At 58.7% G+C, this 25159-nt stretch carries 25 protein-coding genes (1 of these 25 cut by a window edge); 10 read left to right on the forward strand and 15 right to left on the reverse strand.

Annotation, left to right across the window (positions count from 1 at the left end; all coding sequences use genetic code 11):
- Positions 1-977, reverse strand: partial view of a tyrosine--tRNA ligase gene (gene tyrS, locus P3G59_RS26190; RefSeq protein ID WP_277759510.1) — the 5' portion only. The gene continues 223 nt to the left of window position 1, outside the view; 977 of the gene's 1200 nt are visible here — the first part of the coding sequence; the start codon lies at positions 975-977; its stop codon lies beyond the left edge, outside the window.
- Between the two features lie 212 nt (positions 978-1189).
- Here tyrS and P3G59_RS26195 point away from each other — a divergent pair, with 212 nt between their 5' ends.
- Positions 1190-2608 carry a peptidoglycan DD-metalloendopeptidase family protein gene (locus P3G59_RS26195; protein ID WP_277759511.1) on the forward strand — a complete coding sequence of 473 codons (1419 nt, stop codon included), beginning with the start codon at positions 1190-1192 and terminating at the stop codon, positions 2606-2608.
- Positions 2609-2611: 3 nt separating this feature from the next.
- Positions 2612-3703: an anhydro-N-acetylmuramic acid kinase gene (locus P3G59_RS26200; RefSeq protein WP_277759512.1), complete on the forward strand. Its 1092-nt coding sequence runs from the start codon at positions 2612-2614 to the stop codon at positions 3701-3703.
- 73 nt (positions 3704-3776) lie between these two features.
- On the opposite strand, the gene erpA is transcribed toward P3G59_RS26200, so the two are convergent.
- Together erpA and argC are read right to left on the reverse strand one after the other, a co-directional pair.
- Positions 3777-4127 carry an iron-sulfur cluster insertion protein ErpA gene (gene erpA / locus P3G59_RS26205; RefSeq protein WP_007918905.1) on the reverse strand — a complete coding sequence of 117 codons (351 nt, stop codon included), beginning with the start codon at positions 4125-4127 and terminating at the stop codon, positions 3777-3779.
- 168 nt (positions 4128-4295) lie between these two features.
- Entirely contained in the window at positions 4296-5330 is a 1035-nt protein-coding gene (argC, locus tag P3G59_RS26210; protein WP_034155112.1) for an N-acetyl-gamma-glutamyl-phosphate reductase, read from the reverse strand.
- Positions 5331-5465: 135 nt separating this feature from the next.
- On the opposite strand from argC, the gene hemJ reads away from it, so the two are divergent.
- From hemJ to coq7, 6 genes are all read left to right on the forward strand, one after another.
- The gene (gene hemJ / locus P3G59_RS26215; RefSeq protein ID WP_277759513.1) at positions 5466-5894 is read left to right on the forward strand and encodes a protoporphyrinogen oxidase HemJ; all 429 of its coding nucleotides are present in this window, start codon (positions 5466-5468) and stop codon (positions 5892-5894) included.
- A gap of 33 nt (positions 5895-5927) precedes the next feature.
- Positions 5928-6896: a nitronate monooxygenase family protein gene (locus P3G59_RS26220; RefSeq protein WP_277759514.1), complete on the forward strand. Its 969-nt coding sequence runs from the start codon at positions 5928-5930 to the stop codon at positions 6894-6896.
- 78 nt (positions 6897-6974) lie between these two features.
- Positions 6975-7925, forward strand: coding sequence for a DUF805 domain-containing protein (locus tag P3G59_RS26225; protein WP_277759515.1), 951 nt, complete (start codon positions 6975-6977; stop codon positions 7923-7925).
- 61 nt (positions 7926-7986) lie between these two features.
- A complete protein-coding gene (locus P3G59_RS26230) occupies positions 7987-8775 on the forward strand; it encodes an SDR family oxidoreductase (protein WP_034155108.1) in 789 nt (262 codons plus the stop codon).
- 57 nt (positions 8776-8832) lie between these two features.
- Entirely contained in the window at positions 8833-9171 is a 339-nt protein-coding gene (locus tag P3G59_RS26235) for a histidine triad nucleotide-binding protein (protein ID WP_003228789.1), read from the forward strand.
- A 197-nt stretch (positions 9172-9368) separates the two neighbouring features.
- Positions 9369-10016, forward strand: a complete 648-nt coding sequence (gene coq7, locus P3G59_RS26240) for a 2-polyprenyl-3-methyl-6-methoxy-1,4-benzoquinone monooxygenase (RefSeq protein ID WP_277759516.1) — start codon at positions 9369-9371, stop codon at positions 10014-10016.
- 118 nt (positions 10017-10134) lie between these two features.
- On the opposite strand, the gene speD is transcribed toward coq7, so the two are convergent.
- Both speD and P3G59_RS26250 read right to left on the reverse strand, forming a co-directional pair.
- Complete coding sequence (speD, locus tag P3G59_RS26245; protein WP_034155105.1) at positions 10135-10929, reverse strand: adenosylmethionine decarboxylase; 795 nt, start codon at positions 10927-10929, stop codon at positions 10135-10137.
- Between the two features lie 237 nt (positions 10930-11166).
- Entirely contained in the window at positions 11167-11589 is a 423-nt protein-coding gene (locus tag P3G59_RS26250) for an OsmC family protein (protein ID WP_003228794.1), read from the reverse strand.
- A 236-nt stretch (positions 11590-11825) separates the two neighbouring features.
- Here P3G59_RS26250 and crp point away from each other — a divergent pair, with 236 nt between their 5' ends.
- Positions 11826-12470 (forward strand): cAMP-activated global transcriptional regulator CRP, encoded by a 645-nt coding sequence (gene crp, locus P3G59_RS26255; RefSeq protein WP_277759517.1) that lies wholly within the window; start codon positions 11826-11828, stop codon positions 12468-12470.
- A gap of 9 nt (positions 12471-12479) precedes the next feature.
- On the opposite strand, the gene P3G59_RS26260 is transcribed toward crp, so the two are convergent.
- The 4 genes from P3G59_RS26260 to P3G59_RS26275 all read right to left on the reverse strand — a co-directional run bounded on the left by P3G59_RS26260 (position 12480) and on the right by P3G59_RS26275 (position 15801).
- Positions 12480-13181, reverse strand: a complete 702-nt coding sequence (locus tag P3G59_RS26260; RefSeq protein WP_277759519.1) for a lipoate--protein ligase family protein — start codon at positions 13179-13181, stop codon at positions 12480-12482.
- Positions 13182-13315: 134 nt separating this feature from the next.
- Entirely contained in the window at positions 13316-14152 is an 837-nt protein-coding gene (trpC, locus tag P3G59_RS26265) for an indole-3-glycerol phosphate synthase TrpC (RefSeq protein ID WP_277759520.1), read from the reverse strand.
- Positions 14149-15198, reverse strand: coding sequence for an anthranilate phosphoribosyltransferase (gene trpD / locus P3G59_RS26270; protein WP_277759521.1), 1050 nt, complete (start codon positions 15196-15198; stop codon positions 14149-14151). The genes trpC and trpD overlap by 4 nt, the downstream gene beginning before the upstream one ends.
- A 9-nt stretch (positions 15199-15207) precedes the next feature.
- On the reverse strand, positions 15208-15801 hold the full coding sequence (locus P3G59_RS26275) for an aminodeoxychorismate/anthranilate synthase component II (protein ID WP_277759522.1): 594 nt from the start codon (positions 15799-15801) through the stop codon (positions 15208-15210).
- Positions 15802-16209: 408 nt separating this feature from the next.
- Between P3G59_RS26275 and estP the strand changes: the two genes are divergently transcribed.
- Positions 16210-18117: an esterase EstP gene (gene estP, locus P3G59_RS26280; protein WP_277759523.1), complete on the forward strand. Its 1908-nt coding sequence runs from the start codon at positions 16210-16212 to the stop codon at positions 18115-18117.
- A gap of 170 nt (positions 18118-18287) precedes the next feature.
- Here estP and trpE read toward each other — a convergent pair whose 3' ends face one another.
- From trpE to P3G59_RS26310, 6 genes are all read right to left on the reverse strand, one after another.
- Positions 18288-19766 (reverse strand): anthranilate synthase component I, encoded by a 1479-nt coding sequence (gene trpE / locus P3G59_RS26285; protein WP_277759524.1) that lies wholly within the window; start codon positions 19764-19766, stop codon positions 18288-18290.
- Positions 19767-19837: 71 nt separating this feature from the next.
- Positions 19838-20656 (reverse strand): phosphoglycolate phosphatase, encoded by an 819-nt coding sequence (locus P3G59_RS26290; protein WP_277759525.1) that lies wholly within the window; start codon positions 20654-20656, stop codon positions 19838-19840.
- Positions 20653-21327, reverse strand: a complete 675-nt coding sequence (gene rpe / locus P3G59_RS26295) for a ribulose-phosphate 3-epimerase (RefSeq protein ID WP_007918813.1) — start codon at positions 21325-21327, stop codon at positions 20653-20655. The genes P3G59_RS26290 and rpe overlap by 4 nt, the downstream gene beginning before the upstream one ends.
- A 114-nt stretch (positions 21328-21441) precedes the next feature.
- Positions 21442-22590 carry an iron-containing alcohol dehydrogenase gene (locus tag P3G59_RS26300; RefSeq protein ID WP_277759526.1) on the reverse strand — a complete coding sequence of 383 codons (1149 nt, stop codon included), beginning with the start codon at positions 22588-22590 and terminating at the stop codon, positions 21442-21444.
- A 392-nt stretch (positions 22591-22982) separates the two neighbouring features.
- Positions 22983-23807: an ABC transporter permease gene (locus P3G59_RS26305; RefSeq protein ID WP_194935297.1), complete on the reverse strand. Its 825-nt coding sequence runs from the start codon at positions 23805-23807 to the stop codon at positions 22983-22985.
- Positions 23808-23819: 12 nt separating this feature from the next.
- Positions 23820-25067, reverse strand: coding sequence for an ABC transporter permease (locus P3G59_RS26310; protein ID WP_277759527.1), 1248 nt, complete (start codon positions 25065-25067; stop codon positions 23820-23822).
- Between the last annotated feature and the right edge of the window lie 92 nt (positions 25068-25159).

Below are 25159 nucleotides of genomic sequence, written 5' to 3' on the forward strand. Positions count from 1 at the left end.
GGCAGATCATCCGGCAACTCGCCATCTTTCATACGGTTACCCGCTGCACGATGAGCATTGGCCGCCGCCTCTTCACCGTGGAAGCGCGCAACGATCTCTTCAGCCAGCTTGATTTTGACGTCGCGCGGATTGGCGCCAGCCTCTACATCGGAACGCAACGCATTGATCTCATCCATCGAGCGGAAGCTCAGCAGCTCGAAGTAACGCCACATCAATGCATCCGGAATCGAAACCAGCTTGCTGTACATGACACCCGGCGCTTCTTGAATGCCGACATAGTTGCCCAACGACTTGGACATCTTCTTCACGCCATCCAGACCTTCAAGCAGCGGCATGGTCAGAATGCACTGCGCTTCTTGACCATAACCGCGCTGCAGTTCACGCCCCATCAGCAAGTTGAACTTCTGATCAGTGCCACCCAACTCCACATCCGCGCGCAGAGCCACCGAGTCGTAACCCTGAACCAGCGGATAGAGAAACTCGTGAATAGCGATTGGCTGGTTGGTCGTGTAGCGCTTGTCGAAGTCATCACGCTCAAGCATGCGCGCGACGGTGTACTGCGAAGTCAGACGAATGAAGTCCGCCGGCCCCATCTGATCCATCCAGGTGGAGTTGAATGCAACTTCGGTTTTCGCCGGATCAAGAATCTTGAACACCTGAGTCTTGTAGGTTTCGGCGTTTTCCAGAACCTGCTCGCGAGTCAGCGGAGGACGAGTGGCGCTCTTGCCGCTTGGATCACCGATCATCCCGGTGAAGTCCCCGATAAGGAAGATCACTTGATGCCCCAGCTCCTGGAACTGACGCAGCTTATTAATAAGCACGGTATGACCCAGGTGCAGATCCGGAGCGGTCGGATCAAAACCAGCCTTGATACGCAGCGGCTGGCCGCGCTTGAGCTTCTCGATCAGCTCGGACTCGACCAATAGTTCTTCCGCACCACGTTTAATCAGCGCTAGCTGCTCTTCAACCGACTTCATAACAGACCCGCAAGGCTCAGATTCAAAGGGAACCAACCATACAAGATCGCGCACCAATTACAAGTTTTGCCCGGCGCACGGACACCAATCCACAGACGTACTGTCTGTAGACTTGCTTCAGAGATGATTTGGTTATATTTTATACAGTTATTTCATCTTCATCATGTCATTCATCTTTTCCAATTCATCACTTTTCAAAGTCAAAATTACCTATGACCACAGAACCGTCTAAAGCGCCCCCGCTTTACCCGAAGACCCACCTGCTCGCCGCAAGTGGAATCGCCGCCCTTCTCAGCCTGGCTCTCCTGGTATTCCCTTCCAGTGACGTAGAAGCCAAAAAGACGACCCTGAGCCTTGAACTGGAAAGCCCTGCCGAACAACTGACACAAGATCAAGACGCAGCTGACGCAACTCAAGCCACAAATGAGCCAGTAACTTCGCCGTTTGCTCAAATCGAAAACAGTAACGAAAAAAACCCGCAAACCGCCGAAGCGGCACCTGCGCCAGCCGCCGAAAAGCCAAAGTCACCTGGCCATCGTGAAGTCATCGTAGCCAAGGGCGATACGCTGTCGACCCTGTTCGAAAAGGTCGGCCTGCCCGCCGCCTCCGTTCATGAAGTTCTGGCCAGCGACAAGCAAGCCAAACAATTCAGCCAGCTTAAACACGGCCAGAAACTCGAATTCGAATTGAACCCTGAAGGCCAGCTGACCAGCTTGCACAGCAAGGTCAGCGACGTCGAAACCATTACCCTGACCAAGAATGACAAGGGTTATGCGTTCAATAGGGTCACCGCAAAGCCGACCGTTCGCACCGCTTACGTCCATGGCGTCATCAACAACTCGCTTTCACAATCTGCTGCCCGTGCCGGCCTCTCCCACAGCCTGACCATGGATATGGCCAGCGTCTTTGGCTACGACGTCGACTTTGCTCAGGACATCCGTCAGGGCGACGAATTTGATGTGATCTACGAGCAGAAAGTGGTTAATGGCAAATCGGTTGGCAATGGCCCGATCCTGTCTGCCCGCTTTACCAACCGCGGCAAAACCTACACCGCCGTGCGTTACACCAACAAGCAAGGCAACAGCAGCTACTACACGGCTGACGGCAATAGCATGCGCAAGGCGTTCATCCGTACGCCGGTGGATTTCGCTCGCATCAGCTCGAAGTTCTCAATGGGCCGCAAGCACCCGATCCTCAACAAGATCCGCGCCCACAAAGGCGTCGATTACGCAGCGCCACGCGGTACGCCAATCAAGGCTGCCGGTGACGGTAAAGTGCTGCTGGCCGGACGTCGTGGTGGCTATGGCAATACCGTCATCATCCAGCACGGCAACACCTACCGCACGCTCTACGGCCACATGCAAGGCTTCGCCAAAGGCGTGAAGACTGGCGGTACCGTGAAACAGGGCCAAGTCATCGGCTACATCGGCACCACCGGTCTGTCCACCGGCCCGCACTTGCATTATGAATTCCAGGTCAACGGCGTTCACGTCGACCCACTGGGGCAGAAGTTGCCGATGGCTGACCCGATAGCCAAGGCCGAACGCGCTCGCTTCCTCGCGCAGAGCCAACCGCTGATGGCACGCATGGATCAAGAGAAAGCCACCATGCTGGCTTCGAGCAAGCGTTAAGTCATGGCCCTGTATATCGGCGTGATGTCCGGAACCAGCCTCGACGGTCTGGACATTGCCCTGATCGAACAGACCTCGGCGATCAATTTGATCGCCACGCACTACATTCCCATGCCTGAATCCCTGCGCGCCGAGCTGCTCGGCTTGTGCGCCAGCGGCCCTGACGAAATCGCCCGCTCGGCGATTGCCCAGCAGAACTGGGTGAAGCTCGCTGCGCAGGGCATTCACACCCTCCTCGCTCAGCAACAACTCAAACCCCAAGACATTCGAGCGATTGGCAGCCACGGCCAGACCATTCGCCACGAACCGGCGCGCGGTTTCACCGTGCAGATCGGCAACCCGGCGCTGCTGACCGAACTGACCGATATCACTGTCGTCAGCGACTTCCGCAGCCGCGATGTCGCAGCCGGCGGCCAAGGTGCGCCGTTAGTTCCTGCATTCCATGAAGCTTTGTTCGTAGAGCGTACCGGCAACCAGGCCGTCTTGAATGTCGGCGGTTTCAGCAATTTGAGTCTGATAGAGCCGACCAAGCCTGTAGCCGGTTTCGACTGCGGCCCAGGGAATATGCTGATGGACGCCTGGATTCAGCAGCAACGTGGTGAAAACTACGATCGTAATGGCGACTGGGCAAAAACCGGTTCGGTAGAGCCGACGTTGCTGGAAGCACTGCTCAGTGATCCGTTCTTCGTTACCAAGGGCCCAAAAAGTACTGGCCGCGAAGTGTTCAACCTGCCATGGCTGGAGCGACATCTGTCACGGCTCCCAGCCTTCGCTGCGGAAAACGTGCAGGCCACATTGCTTGAGCTGACTGCGCTGACCATCGTCGAGTCGCTGCACAGTGCTCAATCCGATACCCAAGAGTTGTTGGTCTGCGGGGGCGGCGCACACAACAGCACACTGATGAAACGCTTGGCCGATCTGCTACCCGACACGAAGGTAGCCAGCACCGAGACCCACGGCGTTGATCCGGACTGGGTAGAAGCCATGGCTTTCGCATGGCTGGCCCATTGCTGCCTCGAAGGAATCGCCGCCAACCGCCCAAGCGTCACAGGCGCACGCGGTCTACGGGTACTCGGCGCCATCTATCCAGCCTGATCAACTCGCACACAGCAAAACGCCGCAGAACCGTAAGGCTCTGCGGCGTTTTGTTGTCTGTAACGAAAAGCGATCAGATCGAGAACGAAGACCCGCAACCACACGTCGTGGTGGCATTCGGGTTTTTGATCACGAAACGCGAACCTTCCAGACCTTCCTGGTAATCCACTTCAGCACCGGCCAGGTACTGGAAGCTCATCGGATCAACCACCAGACTCACGCCTTCGCGCTCGACGATCGTGTCGTCATCGGCCACGTCTTCATCGAAGGTGAAACCGTACTGAAACCCTGAACAACCACCGCCCGTAACGAATACGCGCAGCTTCAAGCGATCATTCCCCTCTTCATCGACCAGGCTCTTCACCTTGTGCGCAGCACCTTGAGTGAATTGCAAAGCCGTGGGGGTGAAGGATTCGACGCTCATGCTGACTATCTCCCGGCGTTACGCCGCCATAATGCGTGATGACGCGCATTATCCGCTTGTCCTAGAAAATCGGTCAACTATTGTTACGGTATATCAATAAAGCCGACGAGCTGTCTGGAATGCAAAAAGGCCCGTTTGACGGGCCTTTTCGCTGTGTTGCCGAAAGTGTTACGGCAGCATGCCGGCGTGGGACAAACCGAAGCGCTCATCCAGCCCGAACAGGATGTTCATGTTCTGCACCGCCTGACCCGACGCACCTTTGACCAGATTGTCGATCACCGACAACACCACCACCAGATCGCCATCCTGCGGACGGTGAACGGCGATACGGCAAACGTTGGCGCCGCGAACACTGCGCGTTTCCGGATGGCTGCCGGCCGGCATCACATCGACGAACGGTTCGTTGGCGTAACGTTTTTCGAACAACGCCTGCAGATCCACCGAACGATCAACCACGGTCGCGTAAAGCGTGGAGTGAATGCCACGAATCATCGGGGTCAGGTGCGGGACGAAAGTCAGCCCTACATCCTTGCCCGCAGCGCGACGCAGACCCTGGCGTATTTCCGGCAGGTGACGGTGACCTTTGACCGCGTAGGCCTTCATGCTTTCAGACGTCTCGGAATACAAGGAGCCTACGGCCGCACCACGACCAGCGCCGCTGACACCGGATTTGCAGTCAGCGATCAAACGCGAAGTATCCGCCAGACCGGCTTCCAGCAATGGCAGGAAACCCAACTGGGTAGCGGTCGGATAGCAACCCGGCACCGCGATCAGGCGGGCCTTCTTGATCTGCTCGCGATTGACTTCCGGCAGACCGTAAACCGCTTCATCCAGCAACTCTGGGGCACCGTGCGGCTGGCCGTACCATTTGGCCCACTCTTCAGCGTCTTGCAGACGGAAGTCCGCCGACAGATCGATCACCTTGGTGCCCGCTGCCAGCAATTCGCCTGCCAATGCGTGAGCTACACCGTGCGGCGTGGCGAAGAACACCACGTCGCAAGCGCCGAGGGTCTTGATGTCCGGCACGCTGAAGGCCAGGCCGTCGTAGTGGCCGCGCAGGTTCGGGTACATGTCAGCCACGGCCAGACCGGCCTCGGATCGGGAAGTGATCACAACCACTTCTGCCTGCGGATGCTGCGCCAACAGACGCAGCAGTTCGACACCGGTGTAACCCGTGCCGCCGACGATACCGACCTTGACCATAAACCTGCCCTCAACGAACCCACTGGAAAGCCGTCGATAATAGGGGCCGCGCGCGCCTGCGACAACCGTCAAGGTGACGTGCGGACGCTCAAGCCTCTACTATCCGGCTTACCGTGAATTAGGGAATAACTAAAAATGCTCTATCTGTGGATCAAAGCGTTTCACATTGTCAGTGTTGTTTGCTGGTTTGCCGGGCTGTTCTATTTGCCGCGACTGTTCGTTTATCACGCGCAAAGCGAAGACACGATCAGCAAAGAGCGCTTCAGCCTCATGGAGCGCAAGCTGTATCGCGGCATCATGGGCCCGGCGATGATTGCGACGCTGATCTTCGGCGGCTGGCTGATTTACCTGAACCCGAGCATTTTCAGCATGGGTGGCTGGATTCACGCCAAACTGACCCTGGTCGTGTTGCTGATCGGCTACCACCACATGTGCGGCGCGCAGGTAAAACGTTTTGCCCGTGGCGAAAACACCCGCAGCCATGTCTTTTATCGCTGGTTCAATGAAGTCCCGGTTCTGATATTGCTGGCTATCGTAATTCTGGTCGTGGTCAAGCCGTTCTAACTTCAACAAGAACAGATCTTTGGGGTATTCATAATGTCGCTGCCCGCTTTGCTCGAACAACGTCTGCGTCTGCCTGTGGTAGCCGCGCCGATGTTTCTGATTTCCAACCCGGATCTGGTACTCGCCTGCTGCCGTAATGGCGTCGTCGGCAGCTTCCCGGCGCTGAACCAGCGTGAAAGCAGCGGGTTCAAGGCCTGGCTGGAACAGATCGAAGCGGGACTGGCGGCACTGGATAACCCGGCCCCCTATGCAGTGAATCTTATCGTTCACAACAGCAATCCGCGCTTGCAGGCAGACCTGAACATTTGCGTCGAACATAAAGTGCCGATCGTCATCACCAGCCTCGGCGCGGTAAAGGAACTGGTCGATGCGGTGCACAGCTATGGCGGTCTGGTCTTCCATGATGTCACCACTCGCCGGCATGCCGAGAAGGCGGCCGAGGCCGGTGTCGACGGCTTGATCGCCGTGGCGGCCGGCGCCGGGGGCCATGCCGGGACCTGGAGTCCATTCGCGCTGATCGCAGAGATCCGTCAGTTCTTCGATAAAACCCTGCTGCTTGCAGGATGTCTTAACCACGGTCATGAAATTCTCGCCGCGCAACTGCTCGGCGCGGATTTGGCCTACTTCGGTACGCGATTTATCGGTACCACAGAAAGTCATGCGCCTGACGCCTACAAGGAGATGCTGCTGACAGCCAAGGCTGCAGACATCATCCATACTCCAGCGGTGTCGGGGGTGCCGGCGAGTTTTATGCGCCAGAGTCTGGAGGCGGCCGGCTTCGATATGGCGGCTTTGCAAGGCAAAGGCGAAGTGAATTTCGGTGACAAGCTCAAGCCGATCAATGATGAAGCCAAAGCCTGGAAAACCGTGTGGTCCGCCGGTCAAGGCGTAGGGCAGATCGATGATCTGCCGAATGTGGATGATTTGATCGCACGACTGGACGCCGAGTATCGCCAGGCGCAGGAACGCGCGGCACAGTTGCCGAAACGCTGGCCACGCTAAGAAAAATCAGGCCAGCCCCAATGGGCTGGCCTTACACTGCTGACCTTTCAATCCATTCGCGACAAGGATGCCTCGGCCATGAGCGAACCCCGTTACAAGATCGTCTTCGACGGTGCTCTACAGCCCGGTGTCGATCTCACCACTGCCAAACTCAATCTGGCGGATCTGTTCAAAAGCGATGTGACCGCCATTGAGCGCCTGTTTAACGGCAGCGTCGTCGCACTCAAGCGCGAGCTCTCCCACAGTGATGCTCAAACGTACCTGCAGGCACTGAACAAAACCGGGATCGCTGCGCGAATCGAGACGGAAACAGCCATTGAGCTGAATCTGGCCGATGTCCATGAGCAGGCTCAGGTTGTCGCAGAACCTGACTCTCCTTACGCGCCACCTCGCGCCAGCGTCGGTGAAAATCTGCCGGAGTTCGCCACGCTCAAGCCGTTCAGCGTCGAAGGGCGGATCGGACGCCTGCGTTTTCTGGCCTGGACAATGGTGCTGAGTCTGGTGACATTGCCCATTGTCGGCGTGTTCGCCCTGCTGGCTCTGGGGCTGGTCAGCGGTGATTCCACTACCGGCCTGATCATCGGCGGGATCTTCGCGTTTTTCCTGTTTATCGCTTTCCTGATTGTCAGCATTCTGTTCAGCGTTCAACGCCTGCACGACATCGGTTGGTCGGGTTGGCTCTGGCTGCTGAACCTGGTGCCTTTCGTGGGTAGCTTCTTTCCGCTGGTGATCATGGTTGTACCGGGCAACACCGGCGCTAATCGCTATGGCCCTCCCCCGCCGGCAAACAGCACTGCAGTAAAAGTGCTGTGCTCCCTGTGGATCGTGTTCTTCGCGCTGATTTTCGCAGGTGGAATGCTGGGCGGGATCTCGGCGATCCAGCAGGAATACGAAAGCAACCTGGAAAGCAGCTACGAAAGTGGCTCGGTGACCACTGATGAAGTCGAAGTAGAAGTCGAATCACCCGTGGATTCCGCCGACGAAGCAGCCGAAGCGGCGCAGGCCCCTGTAGACTCTGCGAAAGAATGAACAGCGCTCCCCGCCGTGACACCCGCGTCGCTGGCGCGGAGCTGTTGCGATGGAGAATTGCATGACCCGTTACGCTCTGATCACTGGCGCTTCCAGCGGCATTGGCCTGGCCATGGCCGAAGCGCTGGCCCGGCGCGGCCGCAGTTTGATTCTTGTGGCTCGACAGCGTGATCAGCTGGAAAGTATTGCGATCGAGTTGACCCAGCGCTTCGGCGTCGAGGTGTTGTTCCGCGCCTGCGATCTGGGCGAGCCGCTGCGCTTGTCCGGCTTTTTGCTGGAGCTGGAAGAAGGCGACCGGCAGATCGACTTGCTGGTGAACTGCGCGGGCATTGGCACCTGCGGCCCGTTTCTCGCGCAGGACTGGATGACCGAGCAGGACCTGATCGAAGTGAACATCCTCGCCCTCACCCGCCTGTGCCACGCGATCGGCAACAGCATGGCGCTGCAGGGTGGCGGGCAGATTCTCAACGTTGCTTCGGTGGCCGCGTTCAATCCCGGCCCGTGGATGAGCACTTATTACGCCAGCAAGGCCTATGTTCTGCACTTCTCCGAAGCCTTGCGAGTAGAGCTCAAACAGAGTGCAGTGAAGGTTTCGGTGCTTTGCCCCGGGCCGACGCGCACGGCATTTTTCCGTACGGCGCAACTCAACAGCGACAAACTCAAAGACAGCAAATTGCTGATGAGCCCCGAGGAAGTTGCGCTGTACACCGTCCGCGCCCTCGACAAGAACCGAGCGATCATCATCCCGGGGCGCCGCAACCGCTGGTTCGCCTTTTTGCCGCGACTCGGTTCGCGCTGGCTTAATCGCACCATTGTCGGCATGGTCAACAAAGCCTATTGCCCGCGCTAAAGAATCCGGATTCAACGCGGTACACTCGATTCAGCCCAAACAACGGAGAAAACAGCAGTGGATACTCTGTTCACCAAGATCATCAACCGGGAGATCCCGGCCAAGATCATTTACGAAGACGACCAGGTTCTGGCGTTTCACGACATCGCCCCTCAGGCACCGGTGCATTTCCTGGTGATCCCGAAGAAACCGGTGCGCACCCTCAATGACCTGACCGAAGACGACAAGGCACTGGCCGGGCATATTCTGTTCACTGCGCAGCGTCTGGCGCTGGAACTGGGTTGCGAAGAGGGTTTCCGCGTGGTGATGAACTGCAATGAAAAGGGCGGCCAGACGGTCTACCACATTCATATGCACGTACTCGGTCAGCGCCAGATGAACTGGCCACCGGGCTGATCGATCGCACCTCTCTGCGTAGGAGCTGCCGAAGGCTGCGATCTTTTGATCTTTAGAGAACTTACAGCAAGATCAAAAGATCGCAGCCTTCGGCAGCTCCTACATATAAGCCCATCAAGCGTGGCAAATGACCCAGCGCAAACCTTCCCCGGCCGATTCGGTTAAACTGGTCGCCGAGATTCTTCCCGGAGGTCAGCATGACTACCCAACGTCACTACTCGCCGATTGACCGTCTTCTGCTGCAAGCCGATGCCGCGATGCGTACCCTGCTGCCCTTCAGCGGCCAGCCGTACCGTCCGTCGCCAGCCATCCTGCAGCCGGATACGCAGATGAGCGATGAAGACACCCGCCACGTCGCCGGCCTGATGCGCATCAATCACACCGGTGAAGTCTGCGCCCAGGCGCTGTATCAGGGGCAGGCGCTGACCGCCAAGCTACCGCAAGTGCGCGCGGCCATGGAGCACGCGGCCGAAGAAGAGATTGATCACCTGGTGTGGTGCGAACAGCGCATTCATCAGTTGGGCAGCCATACCAGCGTTTTGAATCCACTGTTTTACGGTATGTCGTTCGGAATTGGCGCGGTGGCCGGATTGATCAGCGACAAGGTCAGCCTCGGGTTTGTCGCGGCGACCGAGCATCAGGTGTGCAAGCATCTGAACGAACACCTGGAACAGTTGCCGGCTGAGGACGAAAAGTCCCGGGCGATTCTGGAACAGATGCGCATTGATGAAGAACATCATGCGGAGAGTGCGCTTGAGGCTGGCGGTTTCCGTTTTCCGGCGCCGGTGAAGTTCGGGATGAGCTTGTTGGCCAAGGTGATGACCAAAAGCACTTATCGGATCTGAGATCTGTTTGGGTGCTGAGGGCCTCATCGCGAGCAGGCTCACTCCTACAGGGTTCTTTGTTTGAGCAATAAAAAAGGCGATTGTCCTGAGACAGTCGCCTTTTTTGTGCCCGGGAATCTTAGGTCGGCATGTTGCGCGCGTAGAAGATTTCGAGCATTTCGTGTTTCACCCGGTCGGTCACCTGAGCGCGCTGCTCGGAAGACAGGTTGCTGGTGGCGTCGCCGAACAGGTAGTTATCCAGTTCGAAGTTTTTCAGCAGCATTTTGGTGTGGAACAGGTTTTCCTGGTACACGTTCACGTCGGTCATCTGGTACGCGTCGCGAGTGTCTTCGGAAAGGTAGTTCTGGATCGAATTGATCTCGTGGTCGATGAAGTGCTTGTTGCCTTCAACGTCACGGGTGAAGCCGCGCACACGATAATCCACAGTCACGATGTCCGAATCGAACTGGTGAATGAGGAAATTGAGCGCTTTCAGCGGTGAGATGACACCACAAGTCGACACGTCGATGTCCACACGGAAGGTTGCAATACCGTCGTCCGGATGGATCTCCGGGTAGGTGTGCACCGTGATATGACTCTTGTCGAGGTGGGCCAGGATAATTTCGGGCAACGGGCCCGGCGATTCTTCGATCTGGCTTTCAGTCGGGGTTACCGGCTCTTCAGAAATCAGAATCGTGACGCTGGCGCCCTGAGGTTCATAGTCCTGACTGGCAATGTTCAGGATGTTGGCACCAATGATCTCGACAACTTCTGTGAGAATCTGCGTCAGGCGTTTCGCGTTGTACTCTTGATTGATGTACTCGACGTAAGCCTGCTGGTCTTGCGGGGTTTCCGCGTAGCAGATGTCATAGATGTTGAAGCTCAAGGTCTTTGTCAGGTTATTGAACCCGTGGAGCTTGAGTTTGCTTTTCACCGTTAAAAACTCTCTATGTATGCGGCGCAGCCGCGTGATCAAGCATGCCCGTCAAGTGCGAACAACGCACCTGCGTAGGACGGTTAACACCTCTTCGCGATGGCGATTTTGGTTATCTGTTCAGGCGGATGACCTGTCGGCTGACCGATCACTGCCCTGAAAAAAGTGGCGCATTATGCAGACGTCAGCGGGGGATCGCCAGAGTCTGCACTGCTTTTATGATAGTTGAATGTCGGTTCAACCGAGTTCGACGATTTCGTAATCGTGAGTGATTGCCACGCCAGCGGCGCCGAGCATGATCGAGGCCGAGCAATACTTCTCGGCGGACAGCTCGATCGCGCGTTTGACCTGGGCTTCTTTCAGACCACGACCCTTGACCACGAAATGCATGTGGATCTTGGTGAACACCTTCGGATCTTCGGTCGCGCGCTCGGCTTCGAGGAAGGCTTCGCAGCTTTCAACAGCCTGACGGGACTTCTTCAGAATGCTGACCACGTCGAAGTTGCTGCAACCGCCCACGCCCAGCAGGAGCATCTCCATCGGGCGAACACCCAGATTACGGCCACCGGCGTCCGGCGGACCGTCCATCACCACGACATGACCGCTGCCGGATTCGCCGAGGAACATGGCTTCGCCAGCCCATTGGATGCGTGCCTTCATCGCCCAGACTCCACTGTAAAAAAAGGGTCGCCAGCTTAGCACAGGGCTTTGCCCGGACAGCGAGCGACATTCCTAGGACAGATGCTTCTGCGCTGTAGGTAATTTCTCGAATTTGCGACGAAGTGTCTGTTAAGCTGGCGCCAATTCGCTGGCGCCCACGCCAGCTGTGTAGCGACCGCCTTCAGCGCCTCATAAAAAAATCAAACATCACCGTGCAGTCTTTTCGGGATACAACCATGGTTGCTATTACCCCCACACCCAAAATCAAGAACCTCGACAAGCTGTTGATGCATTGTCAGCGCCGTCGCCATGCGGCCAAAAGCAATATCATCTGTGCGGGCGATCGCTCGGACACGCTGTACTTCATCATCAAGGGCTCGGTGACGATCCTGATCGAGGATGACGACGGCCGCGAGATGATCATCGCTTACCTCAATGCCGGGGATTTCTTCGGTGAGTTGGGGCTGTTCGAGCAGGCAGGTCAGGAGCAGCAACGCAGTGCCTGGGTGCGGGCCAAGGTCGAATGTGAAACCGCAGAAATCAGCTACGTGAAATTCCGCGAGTTGTCGCAACAGGATCCAGACATTCTTTACGTGCTTAGCGGACAAATCGCACAACGCCTGCGCAACACCACGCGCAAGGTCGGCGATCTGGCGTTCTTCGACGTGACCGGTCGTGTAGCCCGCTGCCTATTGGAATTATGCAAGCAGCCGGACGCGATGACGCACCCGGACGGCATGCAGATCAAGGTGACCCGTCAGGAAATCGGCCGGATTGTCGGTTGTTCGCGGGAGATGGTTGGTCGCGTGCTCAAGGATCTTGAGGAACGCAACCTAGTCGATGTGAAGGGCAAGACCATGGTGGTCTTCGGTACCCGCTAAGGCCGAAACTCAGGCGCGGTACATCTGCGCCAGCATCAGACGAAACAGCTCATCGAGACGTGCCAAGGCCTGTGGCGCGTTGAATTTTTCATGCAGGGCAATGTGGCTTTCAGCCCGCACGCGTTGCTCCAGGCCGCACGCTTCGTTGAAGCGATTGACCGCCGCAACCATCGACTCGCGCTCGTTATCCATCAGCATCGCACCGTGCACCAGACCGACCGGACGCTGTCCGCCCTGGCTTTGGCGCCAACGCTGGGCGGTGCCAACCATTTTGCGGCCATCGAGGTTGACGTTGAAGCGACCGTCGCAGAATGCGCCATCGATTTCGCCCAACGATGATGTGCCGCCCAACTCGTCCAGTAACTCACAGATCGGATCGCAGAGACGGTGGTAGCCGGTTTCTATGCGGTTCAAATCACCTTCGCTGCGGGGTGGCGCGTAGACGAGCGCGATATTGATTGTCGCGGCCGATTGCGGGACGGGTTCGCCACCCGTTTCACGCAAGAGCACCGGCCAGCCAGCGGCGGCAGAGACTTCGCAGGCGTGGTCGAAACCGGGAAGACGATTGAGGCGGCGCGGCATGACCAGAGCGCGATCGCTGGGTTGCCAGAATAGAAGGCCGAATTCGGCGTCGCCGGCGCAGACCGAGGCCAGCAAGTCTTGTTCGGCTTGCAGGCCGGCTTCGATGGTCAGGCGGGTTGGCAGCGACATTGAGGGCTCCGGCAGATCTGGAATCTTTGGGGATTTCTAGGACCTCATCGCGAGCAGGCTCACTCCTACAATTGAAATGCGTTCTCCTGTAAGAGCGAGCCTGCTCGCGAATGAGTCGACTCGGTCTGAATGAATCAGTCGAGGGTCGAACCACTGATCGAAGCACCACGCTCCGGGAAGAACAGGCGCTGCAGTTCAGTGCCCGGACTTTCCGCACGCATGAACGCTTCACCGACCAGGAACGAATACACGTCGCTGATTTCCATCAGCTCGACATCAGCGCGATTGAGGATGCCGCTCTCGGTAATCACCAGTCGATCGCGCGGAATGCGCGGCAGCAGGTCGAGGGTGGTTTCCAGGCTGACATCAAACGTGTGCAGATTACGGTTGTTGACACCCACCAGCGGCGTGTCGAGGGTTTTCAGCGCACGCTCCAGCTCATCACCGTCGTGCACTTCGACCAACACATCGAGACCGACGCCTTTGGCGACCGAGGCCAGTTCAGCCATTTTCACGTCATCCAGTGCGGAGACGATCAACAGCACACAGTCGGCACCCAGCGCACGGGCTTCGACGATCTGGTACGGATCAATCATGAAGTCCTTGCGGATCACCGGCAGTTTGCACGCGGCACGGGCCTGTTGCAGGTAGGCATCGGCGCCCTGGAAGTAGTCGATGTCGGTCAGTACGGACAGGCACGTCGCCCCGCCCTTCTCGTAGCTTTTGGCGATGTCGGCGGGAACGAAGTTCTCGCGGATCACGCCTTTGCTCGGCGAGGCCTTTTTGATTTCGGCAATCACCGCTGGCTGTTTTTTCTTGGCTTGCGCCAGCAGTGCCTGGGCAAAACCACGGGGTGCATCGGCCGCCTTGGCCAGACCTTCCAGCTCGCTCAGGCTGACGCGAGCGCTACGCTCGGCGACTTCCTGAACTTTGCGCGCCAGAATGTTTTCCAGAACCGTCGGTACACTCATCCCTCATTCTCCACTCTGAATACCGCGGTAAAGGCACCCAGCTCCTCGAGTTTTTCCCGAGCAAGACCGGTGTGCAGAGCGTCGTGCGCAAGCTCCACGCCCTGTTTCAAACTGCTGGCCAGGTCAGCGGCGTATAGCGCTGCACCGGCATTGAGGACAATCATTTCAGCGGCTTTCTGACCGTTTTCGGTCTTGCGCTTGCCGAGTGCGTCGCGGATCAATGCCAGCGACGCTTCCGGGCCTTCGACCGACAGGCCGTGCAGGCTCTGGCTCTTCATGCCGAGGTCTTCCGGCTCGACCCAATATTCGGTGATTTCGTTGTTCTTCAACTCGGCTACGAAGGTCGGTGCGGCGAGGCTGAACTCGTCCAGGCCATCCTTCGAATGCACGACCAGCACATGCTTGCTGCCCAGACGCTGCAAGACTTCGGCCAATGGCCGGCACAATGCCTGGGTGAACACGCCCACCACCTGATGTTTGACACCGGCCGGATTCGTAAGCGGGCCGAGCATGTTGAACAGCGTACGCAGGCCGAGATCGCGGCGCGGGCCGGCGGCGTACTTCATGGCTTTGTGGTGGGTCTGGGCGAACATGAAGCCGATGCCGACGTTGTCGATGCAACGCGCAACCTGCACCGGTGTCAGGTTCAGATAGATGCCGGCAGCTTCCAGCAGGTCGGCGCTGCCGCTTTTGCCCGAGACTGCGCGGTTGCCGTGCTTGGCCACGGTGCAACCGGCAGCGGCAACAACAAACGAAGAAGCGGTCGATACGTTGAAGATATTGGCACCGTCACCGCCGGTCCCGACCACATCGACCACGCCGTCGAGGGTCTTGAGTTCAACCTGATCGGCCAGCTCACGCATGACCGACACGGCGCCGACGATCTCGTCGATGCTCTCGCTCTTCATGCGCATGGCCATCATGAACGCGCCGATCTGCGCGTCGGAGCATTGGCCAGTCATGATTTCGCGCATCACGTCGCGCATTTCATCGGTGCTGAGGTCGAGGTGATCGACGATACGGCTCAGGGCTGTCTTGATATTCATGGGAAGTCCTTAGCGCGTGCCGCCGGTTTGTTTGAGGAAGTTGGCAAACAGTTCATGGCCCTGCTCGGTCAGGATCGACTCGGGGTGGAACTGTACGCCCTCAATGTTCAGGGTCTTGTGACGCAGGCCCATGATTTCGTCGACGCTGCCGTCATCGTGTTGCGTCCACGCGGTCAGCTCCAGGCAATCGGGCAACGTCTCGTGCTTGACGATCAGCGAGTGATAACGGGTTACGGTCAGCGGATGGTTGAGACCCTGGAAAACACCCTTGTCCTCGTGGAATACCGGGCTAGTCTTACCGTGCATCACTTGGCGCGCGCGCACCACATCACCGCCAAAGGCCTGGCCAATGGACTGGTGGCCGAGGCAGACACCGAGAATTGGCAGTTTGCCGGCAAAGTGCTTGATCGCTTCGATGGAAATACCGGCTTCGGTCGGCGTGCACGGGCCTGGGGACACCACGATGCGCTCAGGCTTGAGTGCTTCGATCTCGGCGACGGTCAATTCGTCGTTACGCACGACTTTGACGTCGGCACCCAATTCGCCAAGGTATTGCACAACGTTGTAAGTAAAGGAGTCGTAGTTGTCGATCATCAGCAACATGGCGTTTCGAACCTCTTGAATTCTGACTTGGAGACAGCCTTCAGATGACTTGCCCGCAGGGTGCTGCACGATGTCGGACGCAGTTAGGCGCGTCGGCACAGCGGCATTTCAAACAGGCAAGGAAGGCAAAGCGATACAGATCCGGCGGGGCCGGCAGAAAAGATTCAGGCGCGCCAACGCCAGCGGGCGTGTGCCTTGATGACTTGATCCAGAAGTTTGCTGGTGATCAACACGGGGAAGGTCTCGTTCATACGTTCCGGCACAGTAACTTAGCTGGGCGGGGCGTGCAATATGGCCGGGCCTTCGGGGGATAAATCCAGGGGAGGATTCGCGACCGATGGCAAAACGCCGGGAGTTTTTGGTACTGTCGTTTCGTTCACCTACAACAATAAATAAACGGACTTGCTCATGATCAAACAGACGTTGTTTGTACCGCTGGCTGGCTGTCTGCTCGCACTGGCGTGTGCTCAGGCCAATGCCGCACCCAATCCCTATTCGAGTTTCATTGTTTTCGGCGACAGCCTGAACGATGCCGGGACCTTTACCGATACCGGCGGCCCGGCCGGCGCCACCCAGCGCTACACCAACCGGACGGGGCCGGTGTATCTGGATGGCAGCGGTGAGCTGCGCTCGCTGAACTCCACGCAATTGCTCGGCGGGCGCCTTGGCTTCACAGCGGATCAGACCGCATCGTCCAGCTCGGCGGTGCGCGCCAATGAAGGTTTGCCGGACGGCAACAACTGGGCGGTCGGCGGTTATCGCACCGACCAGATCCTCGACTCGATTACGACGCAATCGGCTACCGGTGAACGTACCCGTGCCGGTTACCTGCCCTCGAACGGCTTGCGCGCCGACCCAAATGCGCTGTATTACATCTCGGGCGGCGGTAACGACTTCCTGCAAGGTCGTATTCTCAGCCTGCCGCAAGCCAACGCCGCCGCCGATCGACTGGCCGACAGTGTGCAAACCCTGCAAACCGCCGGCGCCAAATACGTGATGGTCTGGCTGTTGCCTGACGTCGGCCTGACGCCGGCCATCAACGGTACGCCGCTGCAAGCCTTCAGCAGCCAACTCGCCACGCAGTTCAACAGCCAGTTGGTCACACGTCTGCAAGGCATCAACGCCGAAATCATTCCGCTGAACATTCCGGTGCTGCTGTCAGAAGTGTTTGCCGACCCGGGACGCTTTGGCCTCGCCACCGATCAGAATCTCACCGCGACCTGCTTCAGTGGCAGCGGCTGCACCGAAAACACCCGTTACGGGATCAACAGTGCAACGCCAGATCCGACCAAGCTGATCTACAACGACGGCGTGCACCCGACCGAGGCCGGGCAAAAGCTGATCTCCGACTATGCCTATTCCCTGCTCGCCGCACCGTGGGAACTGACGCTGCTACCAGAAATGGCCCACGCCACGCTGCGCGCGCATCAGGATGAACTGCGCAACCAATGGCAGGCGGACTGGGAAAACTGGCAAGCGGTGGGTCAATGGCGCGCCATTGTTTCGGCGGGCGGCCAACATCTGGATGTCGACAGCCAAAGCAGTGGCGTCAGTGCCGATGGCAGCGGTTACAACCTCAACGTCGGTGGCAGCTATCGTTTGAATGACGCGTGGCGCGTCGGTGTGGCGGGCGGTTTCTACCGGCAGAATCTGGAGGCCGGTCATAACGATTCGGACTACAAACTCAATAGCTACATGGCCACGGCATTTGCCCAGTTCCAGCAAAACCGCTGGTGGGCTGACGCGGCGTTGACCGGCGGCAAACTCGACTATGACAACCTCAAGCGCAAGTTTGATCTGGGCGTGAGCGAAGGCGCGGAAAAAGGCGACACTGACGGTAGCCTCTGGGCCTTCAGTACCCGCGTCGGTTACGACATCGCCCAGCCGGGCAGCGAGTGGCACCTGTCGCCATTCGTCAGTGCCGACTACGCCAGCGTTGATGTCGACGGCTACTCAGAGAAGAGCAATCGCGCCACAGCGCTGACCTTCGATGATCAGACCCGTGACTCGAAGCGCCTCGGCCTCGGTTTGCAGGGCAAGTACAACATCACCGCGCAAACTCAGGTGTTCGGCGAGTACGCCCACGAGCGTGAATATGAAGATGACGTGCAGAAGGTGCGTATCGCACTCAATACCCTGCCGGCCAACGACTTCAAGCTTGAGGGTTATACGCCGCAGAGCCATTTGAACCGTTTGAGCCTGGGCGTCAGCCACAAGCTCACGGCGGATCTGGCGCTGCGTGGCGGCTACTCGTTGCGCAAGGATGATGACTTTACCCAGCAAGGGGTTAACGTCGGAGTCGTGCTGGACTTCTAAATCACTGGCAGAAAAAAAGCGGTGCCCTCACAGGCGCCGCTTTTTTATGGCTGAACACAAATCGAATGTGGGAGCGAGCTTGCTCGCGAAGAGGGTGTGTCAATCGCCATGAATGTTGACTGAGCCACCGCTTTCGCGAGCAAGCTCGCTCCCACAGGGAAGATCAGTGATCAGTCCGGGGTTTGCTCGGCCAAAGCCACGGCGCGGAACATCGCGCGGCGTTTGTTCAGGGTTTCTTCCCATTCCAGCGCCGGCACCGAGTCAGCAACGATGCCGCCACCGGCCTGCACGTGCAGCTCGCCGTTCTTGATCACCGCCGTGCGAATCGCAATCGCGGTGTCCATGTTGCCGTTCCAGGCGAAGTAACCGACTGCACCGCCATATACACCACGCTTGACCGGTTCCAGCTCGTCGATGATTTCCATCGCGCGAATCTTCGGTGCGCCCGACAAGGTGCCGGCCGGCAGAATCGCCCGCAGTGCGTCCATCGCCGTCAGCCCTTCTTTCAACTGGCCGGTGACGTTGGAAACGATGTGCATCACATTGGAATAACGCTCGATGACCATTTTCTCGGTGAGTTTCACCGAACCGATTTCCGAGACGCGACCGGTGTCGTTACGACCCAGATCGATCAGCATCAAGTGCTCGGCGATCTCTTTGTCGTCCGACAGCAGGTCTTCTTCCAGCGCCACGTCCGCTTCTTCGGTGGCGCCACGCGGGCGCGTACCGGCAATCGGGCGCACGGTGATCAGGTTGTCTTCAACGCGCACCAGCACTTCCGGCGAACTGCCAACGACGTGGAAGTCGCCGAAGTTGAAGAAGTACATGTACGGCGTCGGGTTGAAGCAACGCAGAGCGCGATACAGATCGATCGGTGCAGCCTTGAAGTCGATCGACATGCGCTGCGACGGCACGACCTGCATGCAGTCACCGGCAAGGATGTACTCCTTGATGGTGTCGACGGCTTTTTCGTAATCGTCCTGAGTGAAACTGGAACGAAACACCGGATCAGCCGCTTGCTGCTTGCTGAAATCCAGACCGCGGCGCGGGGTGATCGGCTGGCGCAGTTTCTCCAGCAATGCCTGCAACTGCGCCTGACCTTGTTCAAAGGCATCGGCCTGCGCAGGATCGGCCAGCACGATTGCGTGCATCTTGCCAGCGAGGTTATCGAACACCACAACAGCGTCGGAAACCATCAGCAGAATGTCCGGCACGCCCAGCGGATCCGGGTTCGGACACTTGCCCAAGCGCTTCTCGACATAACGCACGCAGTCGTAACCGAAATAACCGACCAGACCGCCGTTGAAGCGCGGCAGACCGGCGATGGTCGGCACGTTGTAACGCGCCTTGAAGGTTTCGACGAAGGCCAGCGGGTCTTCGACGTCGTGGCTTTCGGTTTCGACGCCATCAACGGTGATGCTCACGTGATGATCGTGAACCCGCATGACTGTGCGGCACGGGAGGCCGATGATCGAGTAACGGCCCCATTTCTCGCCGCCCTGCACCGATTCGAGCAGGTAGGAGTTGGGTTGGTCGGCCAGTTTCAGGTAGATCGACAGCGGCGTGTCGAAGTCGGCCAGGGTTTCGCAGGCCAACGGAATGCGGTTGTAGCCGTCAGCGGCCAAGCGCAGGAATTCTTCGCGGATCATAAGGTGCCTCGTGGTGTGAGGGGCAAATCAGTCAGGTATGCAAACGCGCCGGCGGGCCGGCCAGGAACAAGTCAGGCGCGCCAACGCCAGCGGGCCAGGGCCTTGATGACTTTCATCCAGAGTTTGCGAGTGACCACCACGATGGCGTTTCCAGCAGGGGGTTGAACAGCGTCGGGCAACGTTATCCCACCGGCCAGATCCAGGCAACCGGGAATTAGCTTGCGCAGATCGTCGATCACCAGCGCCGGTGATTCTTCGGCAATCGGCCTGCCGTGGTTGTAGCCATAACTCAGCGCTACGCATTTGACCCCCGCCGCTTTCGCCGCCAGCACGTCGCTGCGCGAGTCACCGACGAACAACGATTGCGAGGCCGGGATATTGGCCATTTTCATCACGAAGAACAGCGCCGCCGGGTCAGGTTTCTTCTGCGGCAAGGTATCGCCGCCGATGATCCACTTGAAGTAGCGGCCGATCTTCATCTGATCCAGCAGCGGCGCGACGAAACGCTCCGGCTTGTTGGTGATCAGCGCCATGGCCACGCCTTGCTTGTGCAGCCACTTGAGGGTGTCGCGCACGCCGGGATAGACCACGGTCAGCTCATGGCTGGCGCCGTAGGCTTCCATGAACACCTCCAGCGCGTGCTCGGCCTCGACGTCATCTACCGCCGAATGATCAATGCCACCGGCCAACGCGCGGCGCACCAGAACGGGCGCGCCATTGCCCACCCATTCGCGCACCGAATCGATGCCCGCCGGTTGACGGCCGAGGGAGAGCAGCATGGTGTCCACCGCGGCTGCCAGATCCGGAACCGAGTCGATCAGCGTGCCATCCAGATCGAACATCACCAGCCGTGGCAGTTTCCCCGGGAACAGCTGCTCAAACCCGCTCATGGGCGAGCCAGCGCCAGTTCGGAACGCATCTTGTCGATGACTTCCTGATAGTTCGGCGCGTTGAAGATTGCCGAGCCGGCGACAAAGGTGTCAGCGCCAGCCGCCGCAATTTCGCGGATGTTGTTGACGTTGACGCCGCCGTCGATTTCCAGACGAATGTCACGGCCCGAGGCATCGATGATCGCCCGCGCTTCGCGCAGCTTGTCGAGGGTGCCGGGAATGAATTTCTGCCCGCCGAAGCCCGGGTTGACGCTCATCAGCAAGACCATGTCGACCTTGTCGATCACGTACTTGAGCACGTCCAGCGGGGTCGCCGGGTTGAACACCAGGCCGGATTTGCAGCCGCCTTCACGGATCAGTTGCAGCGAACGATCAACGTGCAAAGTGGCTTCCGGGTGGAAGGTGATGTAGGTGGCGCCAGCCTCGATGAAGTCGCCGACGATGCGATCCACCGGGCTGACCATCAGATGTGCGTCGATCGGCGCGGTGACGCCGTACTTGCGCAGCGCCGCGCAGACCATCGGACCGATGGTCAGGTTTGGCACGTAGTGGTTGTCCATGACATCGAAGTGAACGAAGTCGGCGCCAGCGGCGAGAACGTTGTCCACTTCCTCGCCGAGGCGGGCGAAGTCGGCGGAGAGAATCGACGGAGCAATTACGAAGGGCTGCATGACGCACCTTTTCTGAGCTAAATCACGATGGCGCGCATTGTATACCTCAAGTTTCCAAGCGCGCACCGTGACCGCGATGATTGGGTTGTGCCATGACCGGTGACCGGCGCTGGCTCAATACGCCGCGCGATAGATCTTCTCGATGTCGGCAGCGCTGAGTTTGCGCGGGTTGTTGCGCATCAAGCGCTCGATGCCCGCCGCCTCCACCGCCATCGCCGGGATTGCGTCTTCCGGTACGCCGAAACTACGCAGCCCGGCAGGGATTTCCACCGCCGCGCACAAGTCGGTCATGGCCTGCACGGCTTTGTCCGCGGCTTCGGCTGCACTCAGATGAGCAGTCTTTACCCCCATGGCTTCGGCGATATCCTGCATGCGTTCGACGCAGGCCATCTTGTTCCAGGTCATGACATACGGCAGCAGCAAGGCATTGCTGACGCCATGAGCAATGTTGAAACGCCCGCCCAGCGGATACGCCAGCGCATGCACCGCCCCCACCCCGGCATTGCCGAACGCCATGCCGGCCATCAGGCTGGCGGTGGCCATGTCTTCGCGGGCTTGCAGGTGGGCGCCGTTGGCGTAGGCCTTGGGCAACGCGTTGGCGATCAACTTGATCGCACCGATGGCCAGAGAGTCAGTGATCGGCGAGGCATGCACCGACAGATAGGATTCGATGGCGTGCACCAGCGCGTCGACGCCGCTGGCGGCCGTGACACTGCGCGGACAGGTCAGGGTCATCTGCGGGCTGACCAGCGCGACGTCAGGCAATAAATAGTCGCTGACGATGCCTTTCTTCAGCTGCGCGTGTTTGTCCGAGAGGATAGCGACATTGGTCACTTCAGAACCGGTGCCGGCGGTGGTCGGGATGGCGATCAGCGGCGGGCCTTTGCGCGGTACCTGATCAACGCCGAACAGGTCTTCCAGCGCACCGTGGTAACCGGCGTAGGCGGCAACACTTTTGGCGATGTCGATGGCACTGCCGCCACCGAGGCCGATCAAGCCGTCATGCCCGCCTTCGCGGTAAACGCGCATGCAGTCTTCGACGATGGCAATTTCCGGGTCGGGCAGTACGCGATCGAAAATCTCGTAGTCGCGGCCACCCAGTTGCACCAGCGCCAGCTCTACCGTGCCGGATTTGACCAGCGCGGCGTCGGTGACGATCAGTGGGTTATCGATGTCGAGGCGGGCGAGTTCGGCGGCCAGTTGCTCGATGGCGGCGGCGCCGGTGATCAGTTTGTGAGCGATTTTGAACTGGGACAGACTCATGTGCGCAGCCTCTTATAGATGTGGGAGCTGGGCACAAGATTAGCTGAGGGTTTGGGGTTGTCTGCTATTCAGGTGGTGAATGACCCATCAAGGGCAAGATCAACAGCCCCTCACCCTAGCCCTCTCCCGGTGGGAGAGGGGACTGACCGAGTTGTACTCTCGAAGTACATCGACCTGAATTACCGAGTCGAACTCAGGCCTTGAACAGCACAACGATCTGCTCTCTTTCCCACAAAGGTAAAAAGACTGACCGAGGTGGATGGGCGAGGTACACCGACTTGCGATACCGAGGCGAACTCAGGTTTTGAAAACCATGAAGATCTGCTCCCTTTCCCCCCTCGCCCCCCTGGGGGAGAGGGCTGGGGTGAGGGGGTAAGCTTTTGATCTGGCCCTTAAACCTGAGCGGTACGCAGTTTTTCGCTGCGGCCTCGTAACCATTCCAGGGTCAGCAGCAGGATGACGGAAAAGGCGATCAGCAACGTCGCAGCCGCAGCAATCGTCGGACTCAAGTTCTCCCGAATCCCGCTGAACATCTGCCTTGGCAACGTCGCCTGCTCAGGCCCCGCAAGAAACAACGTCACCACCACCTCATCAAACGAAGTCGCAAACGCAAACAGCGCTCCGGAAATCACCCCCGGCGCAATCAGCGGCAACGTCACCCGACGAAACGCAGTCAACGGCGATGCACCGAGACTAGCCGCCGCCCGCACCAGATTATGGTTAAAGCCCTGCAACGTTGCCGACACCGTGATGATCACAAACGGCACACCCAGCACCGCATGCACCACGATCAACGAGAAGAAGCTGTTGCCCAACCCCAGCGGCGCAAAAAACAGATAACTCGCCACACCAATGATCACCACCGGCACCACCATCGGCGAAATCACCAGCGCCATCACCAGCGATTTGCCAGGGAAGTCACCACGGGTCAGGCCAATCGCCGCCAGCGTGCCGAACACCATGGCCAGCACCGTCGCCGCCGGGGCTACGATGATGCTGTTCTTCAGTGCGCGCATCCATTCCGCCGAGGCGAAGAAATCCTGATACCAGTGCAGCGAAAAGCCCTGCAACGGATACACCAGAAAACTGCCCGAGTTGAACGACAGCGGAATGATCACCAGCACCGGCAGAATCAGGAACAACAAAATCAAGCCGCAGAGGATCCGCAGGCTGTAGAACCACACCCGTTCGATGGGCGACATGTAAGGACTCAGCATTTCCAATTCCCCTTAGCTCAGGCGCAGGCGACTGGCGCCCACCAGCCAGCTGTAAATCAGATAAAGCACCACGGTCGCCAGCAGCAACAGCCCGCCCAGCGCGGTGGCCATGCCCCAGTTGATGCTGGTGTTGGTGTAGAAGGCGACGAAATAGCTGACCATTTGATCGTTCGGGCTGCCGAGCAGCGCCGGGGTGATGTAGTAGCCGATGGCGAGGATGAACACCAACAGACAGCCAGCGCCGACACCGGCGTAAGTCTGCGGGAAGTACACCCGCCAGAAACTGGCGAACGGGTGGCAGCCCAGGGAAATCGCCGCGCGCATGTAGGTCGGCGAGATGCCTTTCATCACGCTGTAGATCGGCAGGATCATGAACGGCAACAGGATGTGCACCATCGAGATGTACACGCCAGTACGGTTGAACACCAGTTCCAGCGGTTTATCGATGATGCCCATGGCCAGCAGCGCGCTGTTGATCAATCCGCCCGATTGCAGCAGCACGATCCACGCCGCCACCCGCACCAGAATCGAGGTCCAGAACGGCAGCAGCACCAGAATCATCAGCAGGTTGCTTTGCCGCGATGGCAGATTGGCCAGCAGGTAGGCCAGTGGATAAGCCAGCAGCAGGCAGATCACGGTGATGATCAGGCCCATCCAGAAGGTGCGGGCGAAGATGTCGAGGTAGATCGCTTGATCCGGGGTGGCCGGGGCGATCTCGCCGAGGTCGTCGATGCGATGATCGACCGCTGCCAGCAGGTAATACGGGGTAATGCTGCTGGTGTTGCGTTTGACCGCTTGCCAGTAAGCCGGATCGCCCCAACGCTCGTCGAGACCTTCGAGGGCTTCTTTATAAGAGGCCGGTTCGCTGGCGAAGGGCAGCGCCCGGGCGGTTTTGGTCAGCAGGCTGCGATAGCCGGCCAATTCCATGTTCAAGCGCTTGGACAGATCGCCCAGCGTCTGGTTTTTGCGCGCTTCGGCGAGATCTTCGCCGGCGGCTTTGTACACCGGTTCAGCGGGCAGGCCACGGCCGTCCCAACTGGCGATGGCCGCCACGGTGCGCGGCATGCCGCCGACCACTTCGGGGTTGCCGACGCTTTTGTAGAGCAGCGCCACGATCGGCACCAGAAACACCAGCAACAGAAACAGCACCAGCGGCGCAATCAACGCCTGCGCCTTCCAGCGGTTGACCCGCTCGGCGTGCTTGAGCTTCTGCTTCAAGGTGGGACTGTTGCCCTCGTTCAGGGGAACGGCGATGGCCATGACGTACTCCGCAAATCTTTGGGTGGGCGGCATCACACACAGCGATGCCGCATTACATCAACACACAAGAAACACATCACCTCTGTAGGAGC

The sequence above is a fragment of the Pseudomonas sp. A34-9 genome (genome assembly GCF_029543085.1).
Lineage (GTDB): Bacteria > Pseudomonadota > Gammaproteobacteria > Pseudomonadales > Pseudomonadaceae > Aquipseudomonas.